Origin of the sequence: Streptomyces sp. f51 (assembly GCF_037940415.1) — a bacterium.
GTDB lineage: Bacteria > Actinomycetota > Actinomycetes > Streptomycetales > Streptomycetaceae > Streptomyces.
On sequence record NZ_CP149798.1, the window covers coordinates 6,300,752 to 6,314,561 of the forward strand.

Here is a 13,810-nt window from a genome sequence, read left to right on the forward strand (position 1 = left end):
GTGGAAGGAATGGAGGTGGCTGAAGTCATGGGAGGACGCTAGAGCCGCTTCACTGACATCCTGTGTCAGTGAAGTCCAGCCGTCTCCTCTCGATCCTGCTGCTGCTCCAGACTCGCGGCAGACTCACCGCCGCCCAGCTCGCCGACGAACTGGAGGTGTCGGTCCGTACCGTGTACCGGGATGTCGAGGCGCTGAGCGCGGCGGGCGTGCCGCTGTACGGCGACGCGGGACACGCGGGCGGCTACCGGCTGCTCGACGGCTACCGCACCCGGCTCACCGGCCTCACCACCGAGGAGGCCGAAGCCCTGTTCCTGGCCGGTGTCCCCGGACCCGCCGCCGAGCTCGGACTCGGTTCGGTGCTCGCCGCGGCCCAGCTCAAGGTGCGGGCCGCCCTTCCCCGTGAACTGCGCGAGCACGCGGACCGGGTGAGCGGCCGCTTCCATCTGGACGCGCCGGGCTGGTACGCGGACGCCGACGAGACGCCGTACCTCACCGCCGTCGCCGACGCCGTCTGGAACGGCCGGGTCCTCGACGTCCGTTACCGCCGCTGGCGCGAACCCACCGACGTGGAGCGCCGTCTGGAGCCGTACGGTCTCGTCCTCAAGGCGGGCCGCTGGTACGTCGTCGCCGGTCCGGGCCCGCGCACCTTCAGGGTGGACCAGATTCTCGAACTGAACTCCTCCGGCGAGGAGTTCACCCGGCCCGAGGGGTTCGACCTGGCCGCGTACTGGAGCACGTACCAACGCGAGTTCCACGAGCGGCTGCACCCGGTGGAGGCGGTCGTACGGATCGCGCCCGGAACCTCTCTGGGCGGTCCCGCGGGTCGCGCCGTGGCGGCCAACGGGCTTACGGACGCGACAGGTTGGACCCGTGCCACCGTTCCCGTGGAATCCCTGGACCAGGCCCACGACGACTTCCTGCGCCTCGGCACGGCCGTCGAGGTCCTGGAACCACCCGAACTACGCACCCGCATCACGGAGACGGTCACCGAACTGGCCCGCAGATACGCGTAGGGACGGACCCCGGGGCGTCACCCCCCCCGGGGTCCGTCCCGCGCCGAGTGGCCGTCAGCTGTAGGTCCAGCGCCATCCGCCGGAGCGGTACGCGCAGGTGATCCTGGTGCCGCCCGCGGTGGTCGTGCTGGCGCCGTGGTCGCCGTTACGGCAGTACTGGCCGGCCGAGTAGCAGTTGCCCGCGTTGGACGTGATGGAGCAGGTGCCGCCGCTGGTTCCGCCGGTGCCGCTTCCGCCGCCGCCCGAGCCGCTGTTCGACGCGGCCCGCGCGGTGACGGTGACCTTCACCTTGACCGTCTTCGTCGCGGTGACCGTCGGTGCGGGCTTCGGCTTCGCGGTCGCGGTCGCCGTGGCCGTCGCGGTCGTCGTGACGGTGACGGTGGGGGCGGGCCTCACCTTCTCGGCCGCGGCCTTCGTGGTGTTGGTCTTCTGCCCGCCACCGCTGTTGTCACCGCCGCCGGCGCCGATTCCGAGGAAGAAGGCGAAGGCGATCGACGGCAGCACATAGCGCTTGCGTGCCCAACGGGGGCGTCCGGGCTGCGGTGCCGGCCCGGGCGGCACGGGCTGCCGCCCGTATCCGGGCGGCGGCTGGCTGTACGACATGGTCCCCCCAAGGGATGGTGCGTGGACGGTGACCATATCGGGTGATGTGAAGAATGTGTGAGTGATCGGTGGAGGTGGTGACGCAGTTGTGATCAACTTCGAGGCCGGGCCGGGAGGTGTGGCCGCCGGATGACTGCCGGCGGCCACACCTCCCGGACGCGAAGGGGGAGGGGCGAGGTCACCCCACCGCGCAGATCTGATCCCCCACCTTGAAGACCGTCGGCTTCGTGTTCGCCCCCGTCCAGCTCCCCGTGAAGCCGAAGCCCACCGAGGAACCGGCGGCCACGTTCGCGTTCCAGCCCACGTTCCTGGCCGTCACCGCCGCGCCCGACTGCGTGTAGTCGGCGTTCCACAGCTGCGTGACCTTCTGGCCGTCGGCGAACGACCAGCCCAGTGTCCAGCCGGTCCACGCGGCCGACCCGGTGTCGGTGAGCGTGACATCGGCCTGGAATCCGCCCTGCCACTGGTTGGTGATCCTGTACGTCACCGAGCAGGCCCCGCTCGGAGGGGGCGTCGGGTCCGTACCGCCACCGCCCCCGGTGTCCGACGTGTCGCCGTACACGATGCCGCGCCCGTTCGTGGAGACGTACACGCGCCCGTAGACCCGCGGGTCCCCGGTGATGGCTCCGCCGGTCCAACCCCACTGGTGGGCATCGTCGTTGATACGGGTCCAGCTCGCGCCCTCGTCCGTCGAGCGGAAGATCCCGCGTACGCCGCCGATCCTCGCGCTGGTGTAGAGCGTCTGGTACGAGGAGCCGGTCGCCGCCTTGCCGAAGCCGATCGTGTCGGCCTGGTCGACGTTCGTCAGCCTGGTGAAGGTCGCGCCGCCGTCCGTCGAGTGCCACAGCCCGTACGCGCCGTCGCTCGCCCCGCCCGCCAGCCACACATCGCCCTTGGTGCCGGGCAGCGCCTTGAAGCGCACGCTGTCCCCGGCGGGCAGATTGCCGGCGGCGGACGCCGTGAAGGTCGCCCCGCCGTCCGAACTGACGTAGAACCTGCCCGACTTGAAGCCGTAGAAGGTCTTCGGGTCGACCCGGTCCGACTCGACGATCGCGCCCGCCGGGATGCCGCTCGACGCGGACCACGACGTGCCGAACCCGGTGGTGTACCGCACTCCGGTGCCCGCCGGGCTCCACACGAAGCGGCTGCCGTCCGAGGCCGCGGCGACCGTGCCGCCGCCGGTGACACCCGAAGGGTCGCTGCCCGCGAACCAGTTGGCGCCGTTGTCCGTCGAGAACCCGATGTGCGGGCCGGAGTCGAGGTCGCCGACCCTGACCACCGTGTTCGGGTTGTTCTCCGCGTAGTCGAGGCTGGTCGTCGTGGTCAGGTTCGGCGAGGTGTACATCATCGAGGGGACCTTGGTGAGATCCGTGTGCCGGAATCCGCCGATGTCACCGAGCGCGCTGAGCAGCGGAGCACCCGACGGGGGAGAGGCGAGGTCGTTGACGGCCGTCTCCTCCAGCCCCTGGACCATGGGCCTGATGGCGAACTGGCCCCCGGAGTCCCAGTTGGTGAGGTTCTCCGTGCCGTAGATCGTCGCGCCCGTCCCGTACATCATCCGGGCCGAGTCGAACGGGTCGATCTCCAGCCCCTCGGTCATCCAGCCGAGTTTGGGGCTCTGTTCGGGTGGCGAGGGATTCGCGCCGAAGGTCAGCCACGGCACGGACGAGACGTCCGTCGTGTAGCGGTTCGAACGGTTCGGATACGACGTGTAGTCCCACGCCTCGGTCCAGGTGCCGCCACTGTCCGTGGACCGGAAGATCTGGGTGTCCGGCCACCAGGAGCTGTACGCCGTCGCCATCACGGTTCCCGGGTGTTGCCGGTCGACGGTCAGCCCGCTGAAGCCGTAGTAGGTGTCGGCCTCCGCCACCGGGCTGATGTCGGTCCACGCCCCGGTCCTCGTCGCGTAGCGCCACAACCGGCCCTTGCCGCCGTCGTACGGGCCGCCCGTGTCGCTGTAGGCGAGATAGAAGTAGCCGTTCACCGCGTCGAGAACGCCCTTGTGCGCGAGGTACCCGGTCGGCTGGCCGGCGAGCCGGGACCAGGTCGCGCCGCCGTCGGTAGAGCGGTAGACCGCGTTGTCCTTGTCGGCGACCCCCACGTAGACCGTCTGCGTGGCGCTTCCCCGCGTGCCGGTGGACTCGTCGAAGGTGACCCAGACGACGCCCTGGTTGTCGGAGGCGTAGCCGCTGGTGTCGGTGGAGTCCTGGACGTAGTTCCCCACGTTCGGGAACGCCGTGACCTGCGACCAGCTCACCCCGGAGTCCGTGGAGCGCCACAGGCCCTTGCCGCTGGGCGCGCCGAGGTAGAGGACGCTGTTCTTGTTGGGGTCCACCGCCAGCCGCTCGCCCATGCCGCGTCCGGGCATGTTGCCGCCCAGCTTGAAGGGCAGATCCGTCTTCCGCCAGGTCGCCCCGCGGTCGGCGGAGCGCAGCACGGCCCCGTTCGTCGGGTCCCAGCCGTTGGTGTACGTGCCGACCGCCGCGTACACCCTGTCCGGGTCGACGGAGTCGGAGGCGAGGCTGACGACGCCGGTGTGCCCCCACTCGTTCCAGCCGACCGAGTCGAGCAGCGGCGTCCAGCTCTTCGTCGCCTGGACCCACCGGTAGGCGCCGCCGATGTCGGTGCGCGCGTAGGCGAGGTTCTTCTCGGTGCGGTTGAAAACGATGCCGGGGACGAAGCCGCCGCCGTCGATCCGGGCGTTCTTCCAGGTGTACGTGTCGGCCGCGACCTTCGTCGTGGAGGTGCTCGCGGCCGTCGTCGCTGGGGTGCCCGCGGCCAGGGCGGGCGGGGTGCCGGCCAGCAACCCGGCGGCGAGGGCGAGCACGGCCGTGAGGATGCGGGTTCTTCGCACGGGGGAGTCCTCTCCGGTGCGCAGGAGGAGTGGGAGGAGAAAATGACGGCCGGGCGGTCCTCAGTGCGGTGAGGAACCGCCCGGCCGGTGGCCCTGCCGTCAGGGACAGGGCCGCGTACCCGGAGCCTTAGCGGGGACTATTCGAGAAGCTCCGCGTACGAACCCATGGCGAGGGCGATGTCCGCCTGCGCCCAGAACCGGTGGTACGTGAAGGAGGGCGCGGCGCCGCCCGCCAGATAGGCCTGGATCTTCGACCAGGCCGGGTCGTTCTTGTAGAAGGAGCGCAACGACGCGAACGTGGAGGAGGAGTTGATCGCGTCGCCGTTGGGCATGGTGCCGGTCCAGCCGCTCGGCACGTACACGGTGTCGTTGAAGCGGTTGTAGTCGGCGCGGGTCTCCGGGACGGCGATGCCCAGCGCGTCCTGGTAGTTGTTCCACATCCCGTCCAGGAGCGCCTTGGCGGTCGTCTTCGCCTGGGCGTTGCCGGACTTGGCGGCGTAGTACGACAGCGTCTTGGCGTACGCGGCGGCCACCCCGACGTCGTTCGTGTAGTCGGCGACGGTGACGTGAAGTCCGCTGTTGGCGCCGGGACTCGACGCGTTCCAGGTGTCAGGGGCGCCGGACCACTGAAGGGTCGAGGGGATCTGGTAGGTGCCGTCCGGGTTGATCGTGGTCTTGGACAGCGCCCACGCGACCCACTTGTCGAGGACCGCCTTGGCGCTCGCGTTCCCCGTCTGCTGGTAGTACTCGGCGACCCGCTCCATGGACCACGCCTGGAAGCCGAACCACTGGTTGGACGGCGGGTCGTGGTACACCGGCTGCTGGTCGTAGTACATGCCGTAGAAGGTCGGCGTCCCGGCGGGAGGCGTCGCGTACCGGCCCGCCCAGCTGTTGGTGGCGCCGCCCGCGATGGCGCCCTCGCTCGACTGGAGCCAGCGGTAGAACTCCAGTTGCCGCGTCAGCGAGGTGCCCCAGTCCGAGGCGCCCGTCGCCGACTTGGGCTTCAGATCGGCGTTGGTGCTGAGCGCGTAGGCGGCCAGCGGGTTCTGGTAGCCGCCGTGGACGTGGCTCGAGCCGATGCGCCAGGCCCAGCCGGCCGAGGTGTCGTTCGCGCCGCCCCAGGCGTAGTACCAGGAGATCAGATAGTCCGAGGCGTCCTTGCCGGTCCCCGCGGGGCAGGTCGTCGGGCCGACGCAATTGCCTATTTTCTTGAAGTACTTGTCGTACATGGCGTAGCGCAGATAGTCGCCCATCTTCGCCGCCTTGCCGACGGTCGCCGACACGTCCGCGCTCTTGCCCTGGGCCTTGGCCCACACGTCGGCCCAGTAGGCGGCCTGCACCGCACGCGCGTCGGCGTCCGGGGCGTCCGTGTACTTCCACTGCTTCGCGTACGAGGAGTCCCCGGTGAAGAGGTCCAAGTAGCCGTTCTTTCCCCCGTACTTGAAGGAGTCGCAGGTCGGCTGCGGCACCGTCTCCCACACCGACTCCTGCGCACCGCGCTGGAAGGTGTTGATGTACGACGGACCCGTGGCGGTGGGTCCGGCCTCGCACTTGCCGGGCTCGTTTCCGTAGCCGTAGGTGTTGTCCACGTCCTGGAGCCAGTGCATGCCGTACACGTCGTCCGTGCCGTACGCGCTCTTCAGCTCGGAGGCGATCGGGTCCGTGCCGACGGAGACACCGGTGTCGAGCTTGGCCGGGTACTCGTTCGGTGTGTCCAGCTCGGGCGCGTAGGTGGCCGGTTTGGACGCGTTGTAGAACGAGTTGGTCGGCTGGTCGGCGTGCGTGGGGATCATGTACGTCTCCATGGTCGTCCACGCGGCGTTGAACTTCGACCAGTCGCCGGTGACCTTCCCGTACATCGCCTGGAGCCAGATCAGATAGCTGTACGCCTCGGACGTCGTCTCATGTCCCTGGTCCGGCGCCTCGACGATCAGCGTCTCCACCGAGTGGTACGGGATGCCCTCGGGGGAGAAGTAGCCGTTCGCCGGGTTGGTGATCTTGCCGTAGAGATCCAGGAAGCGGGCGTCGTACGCCTTCGTCGCGGCCAGTTCCGTCACGGTGACCGTGGCCTTGGCCTGGCCGGTCGCCGAGGCCGTGAAGGTCGCGGCCCCGGTGCCCGAGGCGTCGGCGGTGATCGTCACCGTCTGGGCGGTGTTCCAGTTGGACGGGGTGAAGACCAGACTCGAACCGCCGGTCACGGACAGTCCGGTGTTGCCGTCCGTCCGGGCCACCGCGACCGTCACGCCGGCGCTCGGCTGGGTCGACAGCTTGACCGCGAACGTCCCCGACTTGCCCTGTTGGACGCCCAGTTGGGTCGGTGAGGCGACGATCGCCGGCCCCGCGGCGACCGTGATGCCGACGGGGGTGGAGTCCGCGGAGGCGCCCAGGCTGTCGTACGCCTTCGCGACGATGGAGTGCGCGCCCACGGCCAGCCCCGACGCCGACAGCGTGTACGGCGAGCTGGTGTCGGTGCCGAGCAGGGTCGTGTCGTCGTAGAACTCGACCTTGGAGACGGTCGCCCCGTCGGCCGCCGCCGCGGTCGCGGCCAGCGGGACCGGGTCGCCCTGGGTGTACACGGCGCCCGCCGCGGGGCTGGTCAGCACGGTGATCGGCGGCTGGTGCGCGCCGGTGCACGTGGTGCCGTTGACGGCGTAGGACGCCGGGGCGGTGTTGGTGCCGCTGTAGGTGAACTGCGCGCCGGCGGTCACCGCGGTCCCGGCGGCGATCGTCCCGTTCCACGCCGCGTTCTTCACGGTGACCGTCTTGCCGGACTGCGACCAGGTCCCGTTCCAGCCGTTGGTGAGGGCCTGGTTGCCCGTGTAGGCGTAGGTCAGGGTCCAGCCGTTGATGGCGTCGGCGCCCCGGTTGGTGATCGTCAGATCCGCCGTGAAGCCGGAGCCCCAGTCGTTGGTCTTGTAGTCGACGCTGCACTGGACCGTGGCCGCGTGTGCGGGAGTCGTACCGGTCGCCAGCGTCGTGAGCGGGAGGGCGAGCGCCGCCGACACGGCTGTCCATAGCCGTCGTGACCTGCGACGACGTCTTATTCGAGGGCTGGGATCCATGGTGCTGGTTCCTCCTTGCGGCTCGGCGAATGGGGGGAGGAGCAACAAGCCTTGAACCAGTGGGAGCGCTCCCATATTGGAGAGAGGGGTGTGAACGGTCAAGATGCTTGAAGAGTCGAAATGATTCGACGGACCAACTGCGCAACCACCCTGTGCAACGGCGGCAGTTGGCGCTAGCTTCATCCGCACCAGTGGGAGCGGTTCCATCAGTCGACGCGTCCGTCACGGCGTGCCAGAGCTGCAAGGAGTCGCTTCATGCGTCACCCCCCGCGTTTGTCTCTCCTCGTCATCGGCGCCGCCGTCGCCCTCGTGGGCACGGTCGTCGCGCCGGTCGTCACGGCCTCGGGAGCAACTCCCGCGTGCACGGTGGAGTACTCGGTCACCGGCCAGTGGGACACCGGCTTCCAGGGCGCCGTGACCATCACCAACAACATGTCCGCGCTGAGCGGTTGGAGCCTCGGCTTCGACTTCCCGAACGGCCAGAAGGTCACCCAGGGCTGGAACGCCAAGTGGTCCCAGTCCGGTACGACGGTCACCGCGTCCAACGAGAGCTGGAACGGCTCGCTGGCGAGCGGCGCGACCGTCAGCGCAGGCTTCCTCGCCTCCTGGTCGGGAGGCAACGCGGTGCCGACGGCCTTCAGGCTGAACGGCACCACCTGCAACGTGGACACCCAGCCGACGCCCACTCCCACACCCACGCCCACGCCCACCGATCCGCCGCCGTCCGGCGGCGGGGCGCCGAAGCTGCATGTGTCGGGTACGAAACTGGTCGACTCCGCCGGAGCCACCCGCAGGCTGCTCGGAGTCAACCGCTCCGGCGGCGAGTTCATGTGCGTCCAGGGCTACGGCTTCTTCGACGGTCCCGTCGACGACGCCTCCGTCAAGGCGATCGCCGACTGGAAGGCCAACACGGTCCGCATCCCGCTGAACGAGGAGTGCTGGCTGGGCCTCGCCAACATCAAACCGGAGTACGCCGGCGCCAACTACATCGCCGCCGTCAAGGGGCTGGTGGCCAAGGTCGAGGCGCACGGCATGACCCCCGTGCTCGATCTGCACTGGACGTACGGCCAGTACACGGGCAACTCGGCGGGCTGCTCCGACGTGCACGCCACCTGCCAGAAACCGATGCCCGACGCGCAGTACACCCCGTCCTTCTGGTCCTCGGTCGCGAGCACCTTCAAGGACGACCAGGCCGTCGCGTTCGACCTGTTCAACGAGCCCTACCCGGACCGCGCGACCTCCACGGCCACCCAGGCGTGGACCTGCTGGCGCGACGGCGGCACCTGCCCCGGCATCTCCTACCAGGTCGCCGGGATGCAGTCGCTGGTCGACGCGGTGCGCGGCACAGGCGCCAAGAACGTGATCCTGGCCGGCGGGCTCGCGTACTCCAACGACCTGAGCCAGTGGCTGGCGTACAAGCCGAACGACCCCACCGGCAATCTCGTCGCCGCGTACCACGTCTACAACTTCAACACCTGCGCGAGCGAGAGCTGCTGGACCTCCACGCTCGCCCCCGTCGCCGCCCAAGTGCCGCTGGTGGCAGGGGAGATAGGGGAGAACACCTGCTCCCACTCCTTCGTCGACACCGTCATGAAGTGGTTCGACGACCGGGGGCTCTCGTACCTCGGCTGGACCTGGAACACCTGGGACTGCTCCTCGGGCCCGTCGCTGATCTCGAACTACGACGGAACCCCGACCTCCTACGGCATCGGGGTGCGCGACCATCTGCGCGCCCTCGCCGGCTAGGCGACCGCGCGCGATCCGCCGGGGGCCGGTTCAGTCCTTCCCCAGCCCCTGGCGGATCGCGAGCTCCACCGCCGAGTAGTCCCGGTCGGCGCGCTCGAGTTCCAGGGGCGCCGCCGGGTGCAGCGGCGGCTGCGCCATGAAGCGCGGCCGGCTCCCGTGGTGCGGCTGCGCCGCGTGCACCAGGAACGGATGGCACAGGTACACGTCACCGGGCCGGCCGGTGGCGTACGCGACCGGCCGGTGCGCCGTCGCCCCGACGAGGTGCGGCGCGATGTCCAGGCCCGAGACGCCTTCCTCCCCGTACGGCTCCAGGAACGGCGGCACGTCCAGGTGCGAGCCGACCCGGATCCGGGTCGGCGCGTCCTGTGGCCCCACCTCGGTGAACAGGAACAGCATCAGCAGGGCGCGATCCCTGGAGCGCAGATTCGTGTGGTACCAGTTCGCGCCGTCGGGCAGATAGCTTCCCTCGATGTGCCAGCCCGCGTCGTCCGGCTCCTCGGCGTGCGGGAAGCGCAGCGGGAAACTCCCCAGCGAGTAGCGCGGCTCCCAGCGGTCCTCGCCGAGCAGCAGGTCGAACGCCTCGTGCAGGGCGGGTGTGTTGACGGCGGCGGCGAAGGGGCCCTGGGCCATCCCGGAGACCCAGCGCACCGGCTCGGTCCAGGTGGCGGGGTCGTCCGGGGAACAGCCCGTCTCCTCCCACAGCAGCCGGACGCAGTCGGCCGCGACCCGTGGCGGGAAGGCGCCCTCGATCCGTACGAAACCGTCCGCGAGGAAGCGCTCCAGCATCACGTCGTCCATGCGGCCATGCTCGACGACGGCCCCCTCCGGGCGCACCCGGTTTTCGGGTGGGCTCTTTTGCCGTTCGAGCAACACGACTGGCCGTTTCCGGGACTGGTGGCGCAGGCTGGCCTCCTACCGAGAGAGAGGCTTCCCCGATGGCACAGGACCACGATCACGACCACGGCAGCGGCCACGGCCACCGCTCGGCACAGGGGCACGGGAACGGGCACGCGCAGGGCCACGGGCATGCGCACGGCGGGACCCATGACCACACCCACACCCACATCGACTTCGCCGAGATGCTGCCCATGCTGGTGCGGGAGGCCGAGCTGTTCACCCCGGCGTACGCGCAGGCGGCCGAGTGGCTTCGGGAGCAGCGTCCCGATCCGGGACTGATCGTGGACGCGGGAAGCGGCCCCGGCGTCATCTCCGGCCTGTTCGCCGAGAAGTTCCCCCGCGCCCGGGTCGTCGCCGTGGACGGCGCCGAGCCCCTGCTGGCGGAGGCCCGCGCCCGGGCCGAGCGGCTGGGCTTCGCCGACCGCTTCGGCACGATCGAGGCCGAACTCTCCGACGGCGTGGGCGACCTGGAGTACCCCGCGGACCTGCTGTGGGCGAGCCGGTCGCTGCACCACGTCGGCGACCAGCGGGCCGCGCTCACGGGCTTCGTCCGGAGTCTGGCCCCCGGCGGCACCCTCGCCCTGCTGGAGGGCGGCCTGCCCACGCGGTTCCTCCCGCGCGACACCGGTATCGGCCGGCCGGGTCTCGAAGCCCGGATCGACGCGGTGCACGACGAGTGGTTCACCAGGATGCGGACCGAGCTGCACGGTTCGGTGGCGGAGACCGAGGACTGGCCCGCCCTGCTCACCGGCGTCGGGCTCCGGCACACGGCGACCCGTACCTTCCTGGTCGACCTGCCCGCCCCGGTCTCGGACGAGGCCCGCGCCTTCATTCTCGGCGCGCTGACCCGCAGGCGGGAGGGGCTCGCCGAAGGGCTCGACGCCGAGGACCTCGCCACGCTCGACCGGCTCCTTGACCCGGACGACAAGGCGAGCGTGCACCACCGCTCGGACGTGTTCGTCCTGACGGCGATGACGGTGTACGTGGGGGTCAAGCCGGAGTAGTCCCGGTGGCCGTCCGCCGGTCGCGCGTGGCCGGCGGGCCTTGACATCGAGTGTGCTCCAAGTGGTGAACTCCCCTGGTTCCGTGCACAGTTGGCCCGCCCGGGCCGCACACTCCCGGAGGTACACCATGACCGATTCTCCTGTCGCGCTCATCACCGGGGGTGGAAGCGGCATCGGAGCCGCGGTCGCCCGTCGGCTGCTCGGCGCCGGGCACCGGGTGGCCGTCACCGGTCGCGGTGAGGAGCGGCTGAACGCGTTCGCCGAGGAACTCGGCCGCCCCGAGGGGCTGTTGACGATCGTCGGGCACGCGGCCGAGTACGACGAGGTGCGCGCCGCGGTCGAGACGACGCTCAAGGGATTCGGGCGGATCGACACCGTCCTCGCCAACGCCGGGTTCGCCACCCATGACACGGTCGCGGACGGGGACCCGGCCGGCTGGTCCGAGATGGTGCTGACCAATGTGCTGGGTCCCGCGCTGCTCATCAGGGCGTCCATCGACGCGCTGAAGGAGTCCCGTGGCCGCATCGTCCTGATCGGCAGTGTCGCCGGGCATGTGAACACGCCCGGCAACATCTACGGAGCGACCAAGTGGGCGGTGACCGGGCTGGCCGAGAACACCCGGCGTCAGGTCACCGAGTACGGCGTGGGCGTGACCCTGGTCTCGCCCGGCCGGGTGGAGACCCCGTTCTGGGACAGCTACGGGAGCCTGCCGCCGGGGCATCTCCTGACGGCGGACCAGATCGCCGACTCGATCGTCTGGGCTGTCGGGCAGCCGGCGGGTGTCGACGTGAACACCGTCGTCGTCCGCCCGATCGGCCAGCCCGTCTGATCCGCGCCCGGGGGGACCGGAGTTCCCGTCTCCCCCCGGGCCGTCCCCACCTCGCGGGTCCTCAGTTGTTCGCGAGGAACTGCCTGGCCAGCGAGTCCCCGAGGGACACGGCCGCGCTGTGGCTCTCGATGGGGGACACCTGCGAGTTCTTGAACAATATGTACGTCACGCCGCTGTCGGCCCCGCCCGTCTCCGGGTCGGGGTCGATACCGAGCGCGTTCGCCGTGGCGTACGACGCCTCACCGATGATCTTCGTCGGCCCGGTGTCGCCGACCACCGCGTACTCGACCTTGCCGTTGTAGACGACGGCGACCACACCGCCGCCCTTGATGCCCGAACTCGTGTACTTCCAGATGCTGCTGGAACTCGGCACGACGACGTACGGCAGGGAGTCGGCGCGCAGTGGCCTGCCGTCGGACTGGTGGAAGGCGGTGTCGTCCTGGAACCAGGGGTCGGTGTCGGCGTTGCACCTGGAGGTGACCTGGCCGTCGCAGTCGACGTCCATGTCGGCCTTCCAGAACACGGCGCCGTTCTTGCCGCAGACGGGGATCGTGGCCGAAGTCTCTTCGTCGGTCCTGTACTTGCCGTTCGAGATCTGCGAACAGGACGTCACCTTGGCGAGGAGGGCGGCCGCGCTGACCGAGCCCTCCTGCGCCGAGCGGGGGGCGGCGGTGCCGGAGGCACTGGCCGGGAGCGCGGCGACGGCGAGCAGTGCCGCTCCGGCGACCGCGGACAGGGTCAGTGTTCGAGTGCGCACTGTGGGGGACCCTTCTGTTAGGAAACTTTCCTTACCGGGTTCCTCCAAAGTGGCCCTGCTTGCATGACCGCGTCAAGACCTGTTCCCGGGTTGGTCCGGTCCAAGGGTGCGAAAAAGCCGCCGCCCGGATGCGGTGAGCATCCGGGCGGCGGCTGCGGTGCCGGGCCGGTCAGCCGACGTCGAACGCGGCCGGGTCGGGGCCGATCCTGCGGTCCTCGTTCAGGGCCGAGATCGCCGCGATGTCCTCGGTGTCCAGGGAGAAGTCGAAGACGTCGATGTTCTCCTTGATCCGGGACGGGGTCACGGACTTCGGGATCACGATGTTGCCCAGCTGGAGGTGCCAGCGCAGCACGATCTGGGCCGGGGTGCGGCCGTGCTTCTGGGCGATGGCGACGATCGCCGGGACCTCGAGGAGCCCCTTGCCCTGGCCGAGCGGCGACCAGCCCTCGGTCGCGATGCCCTGCTCAGCGTGGAACTCGCGGGCCGCGCGCTGCTGGAGGTGCGGGTGCAGCTCGATCTGGTTGACGGCGGGGATGACGGACGTCTCCTCGATCAGTCTGGCCAGGTGCTCCGGCAGGAAGTTCGAGGTGCCGATGGCCTTGGCGCGGCCGTCGGCGTAGATCTTCTCGAAGGCCTTGAAGGTGTCGACATAACGGCCGCGGGCGGGCGTCGGCCAGTGGATCAGATACAGGTCGACATAGTCCAGGCCGAGCTTCTCCAGCGAGGTGTCGAACGCACGCAGCGCGGAGTCGTACCCCTGATCGCTGTTCCAGAGCTTGGTGGTGACGAAGAGCTCCTCGCGGGCGATGCCGGAGGCGCCGACGGCCTTGCCGGTGCCCGCTTCGTTGCCGTAGATCGCCGCTGTGTCGATGCTGCGGTACCCGGACTCCAGTGCGGTGGCGACCGCCCGCTCCGCCTCGTCGTCCGGCACCTGCCAGACGCCGAAGCCCAGCTGCGGCATCTCGACGCCGTTGTTCAGGATGATCGGGGGGACCTTGCTCACGAGCTCTCGATCCTTCAGTCGTCGGATGGTTCTCGTATCGTC

Annotated in this window: 10 protein-coding genes; 4 read left to right on the forward strand and 6 right to left on the reverse strand. The window is 69.9% G+C overall.

What is annotated here, in order from left to right; translation table 11 throughout:
- Positions 1–68 precede the first annotated feature (68 nt).
- Positions 69–1,013, forward strand: coding sequence for a YafY family protein (locus WJM95_RS27315; protein ID WP_339132451.1), 945 nt, complete (start codon positions 69–71; stop codon positions 1,011–1,013).
- A 54-nt stretch (positions 1,014–1,067) separates the two neighbouring features.
- Here the strand turns inward: WJM95_RS27315 and WJM95_RS27320 are convergent, their stop codons facing one another.
- The 3 genes from WJM95_RS27320 to WJM95_RS27330 all read right to left on the reverse strand — a co-directional run bounded on the left by WJM95_RS27320 (position 1,068) and on the right by WJM95_RS27330 (position 7,532).
- A complete protein-coding gene (locus WJM95_RS27320) occupies positions 1,068–1,616 on the reverse strand; it encodes a hypothetical protein (protein ID WP_339132452.1) in 549 nt (182 codons plus the stop codon).
- Between the two features lie 178 nt (positions 1,617–1,794).
- On the reverse strand, positions 1,795–4,470 hold the full coding sequence (locus WJM95_RS27325; protein WP_339132453.1) for a cellulose binding domain-containing protein: 2,676 nt from the start codon (positions 4,468–4,470) through the stop codon (positions 1,795–1,797).
- A 137-nt stretch (positions 4,471–4,607) separates the two neighbouring features.
- Complete coding sequence (locus tag WJM95_RS27330) at positions 4,608–7,532, reverse strand: glycoside hydrolase family 48 protein (protein WP_339132454.1); 2,925 nt, start codon at positions 7,530–7,532, stop codon at positions 4,608–4,610.
- A 255-nt stretch (positions 7,533–7,787) separates the two neighbouring features.
- Here WJM95_RS27330 and WJM95_RS27335 point away from each other — a divergent pair, with 255 nt between their 5' ends.
- Positions 7,788–9,278, forward strand: a complete 1,491-nt coding sequence (locus tag WJM95_RS27335; RefSeq protein WP_339132455.1) for a cellulase family glycosylhydrolase — start codon at positions 7,788–7,790, stop codon at positions 9,276–9,278.
- 30 nt (positions 9,279–9,308) lie between these two features.
- Here WJM95_RS27335 and WJM95_RS27340 read toward each other — a convergent pair whose 3' ends face one another.
- Positions 9,309–10,076, reverse strand: a complete 768-nt coding sequence (locus tag WJM95_RS27340; protein ID WP_339132456.1) for a phytanoyl-CoA dioxygenase family protein — start codon at positions 10,074–10,076, stop codon at positions 9,309–9,311.
- A gap of 137 nt (positions 10,077–10,213) precedes the next feature.
- Here WJM95_RS27340 and WJM95_RS27345 point away from each other — a divergent pair, with 137 nt between their 5' ends.
- Both WJM95_RS27345 and WJM95_RS27350 read left to right on the forward strand, forming a co-directional pair.
- The gene (locus WJM95_RS27345; RefSeq protein ID WP_339132457.1) at positions 10,214–11,179 is read left to right on the forward strand and encodes a class I SAM-dependent methyltransferase; all 966 of its coding nucleotides are present in this window, start codon (positions 10,214–10,216) and stop codon (positions 11,177–11,179) included.
- Between the two features lie 127 nt (positions 11,180–11,306).
- Positions 11,307–12,008, forward strand: a complete 702-nt coding sequence (locus WJM95_RS27350; protein WP_339132458.1) for an SDR family oxidoreductase — start codon at positions 11,307–11,309, stop codon at positions 12,006–12,008.
- A gap of 61 nt (positions 12,009–12,069) precedes the next feature.
- Here WJM95_RS27350 and WJM95_RS27355 read toward each other — a convergent pair whose 3' ends face one another.
- Together WJM95_RS27355 and WJM95_RS27360 are read right to left on the reverse strand one after the other, a co-directional pair.
- Positions 12,070–12,765: a glycoside hydrolase family 75 protein gene (locus tag WJM95_RS27355; protein ID WP_339132459.1), complete on the reverse strand. Its 696-nt coding sequence runs from the start codon at positions 12,763–12,765 to the stop codon at positions 12,070–12,072.
- Positions 12,766–12,934: 169 nt separating this feature from the next.
- The gene (locus tag WJM95_RS27360) at positions 12,935–13,726 is read right to left on the reverse strand and encodes an aldo/keto reductase (RefSeq protein ID WP_339135882.1); all 792 of its coding nucleotides are present in this window, start codon (positions 13,724–13,726) and stop codon (positions 12,935–12,937) included.
- Between the last annotated feature and the right edge of the window lie 84 nt (positions 13,727–13,810).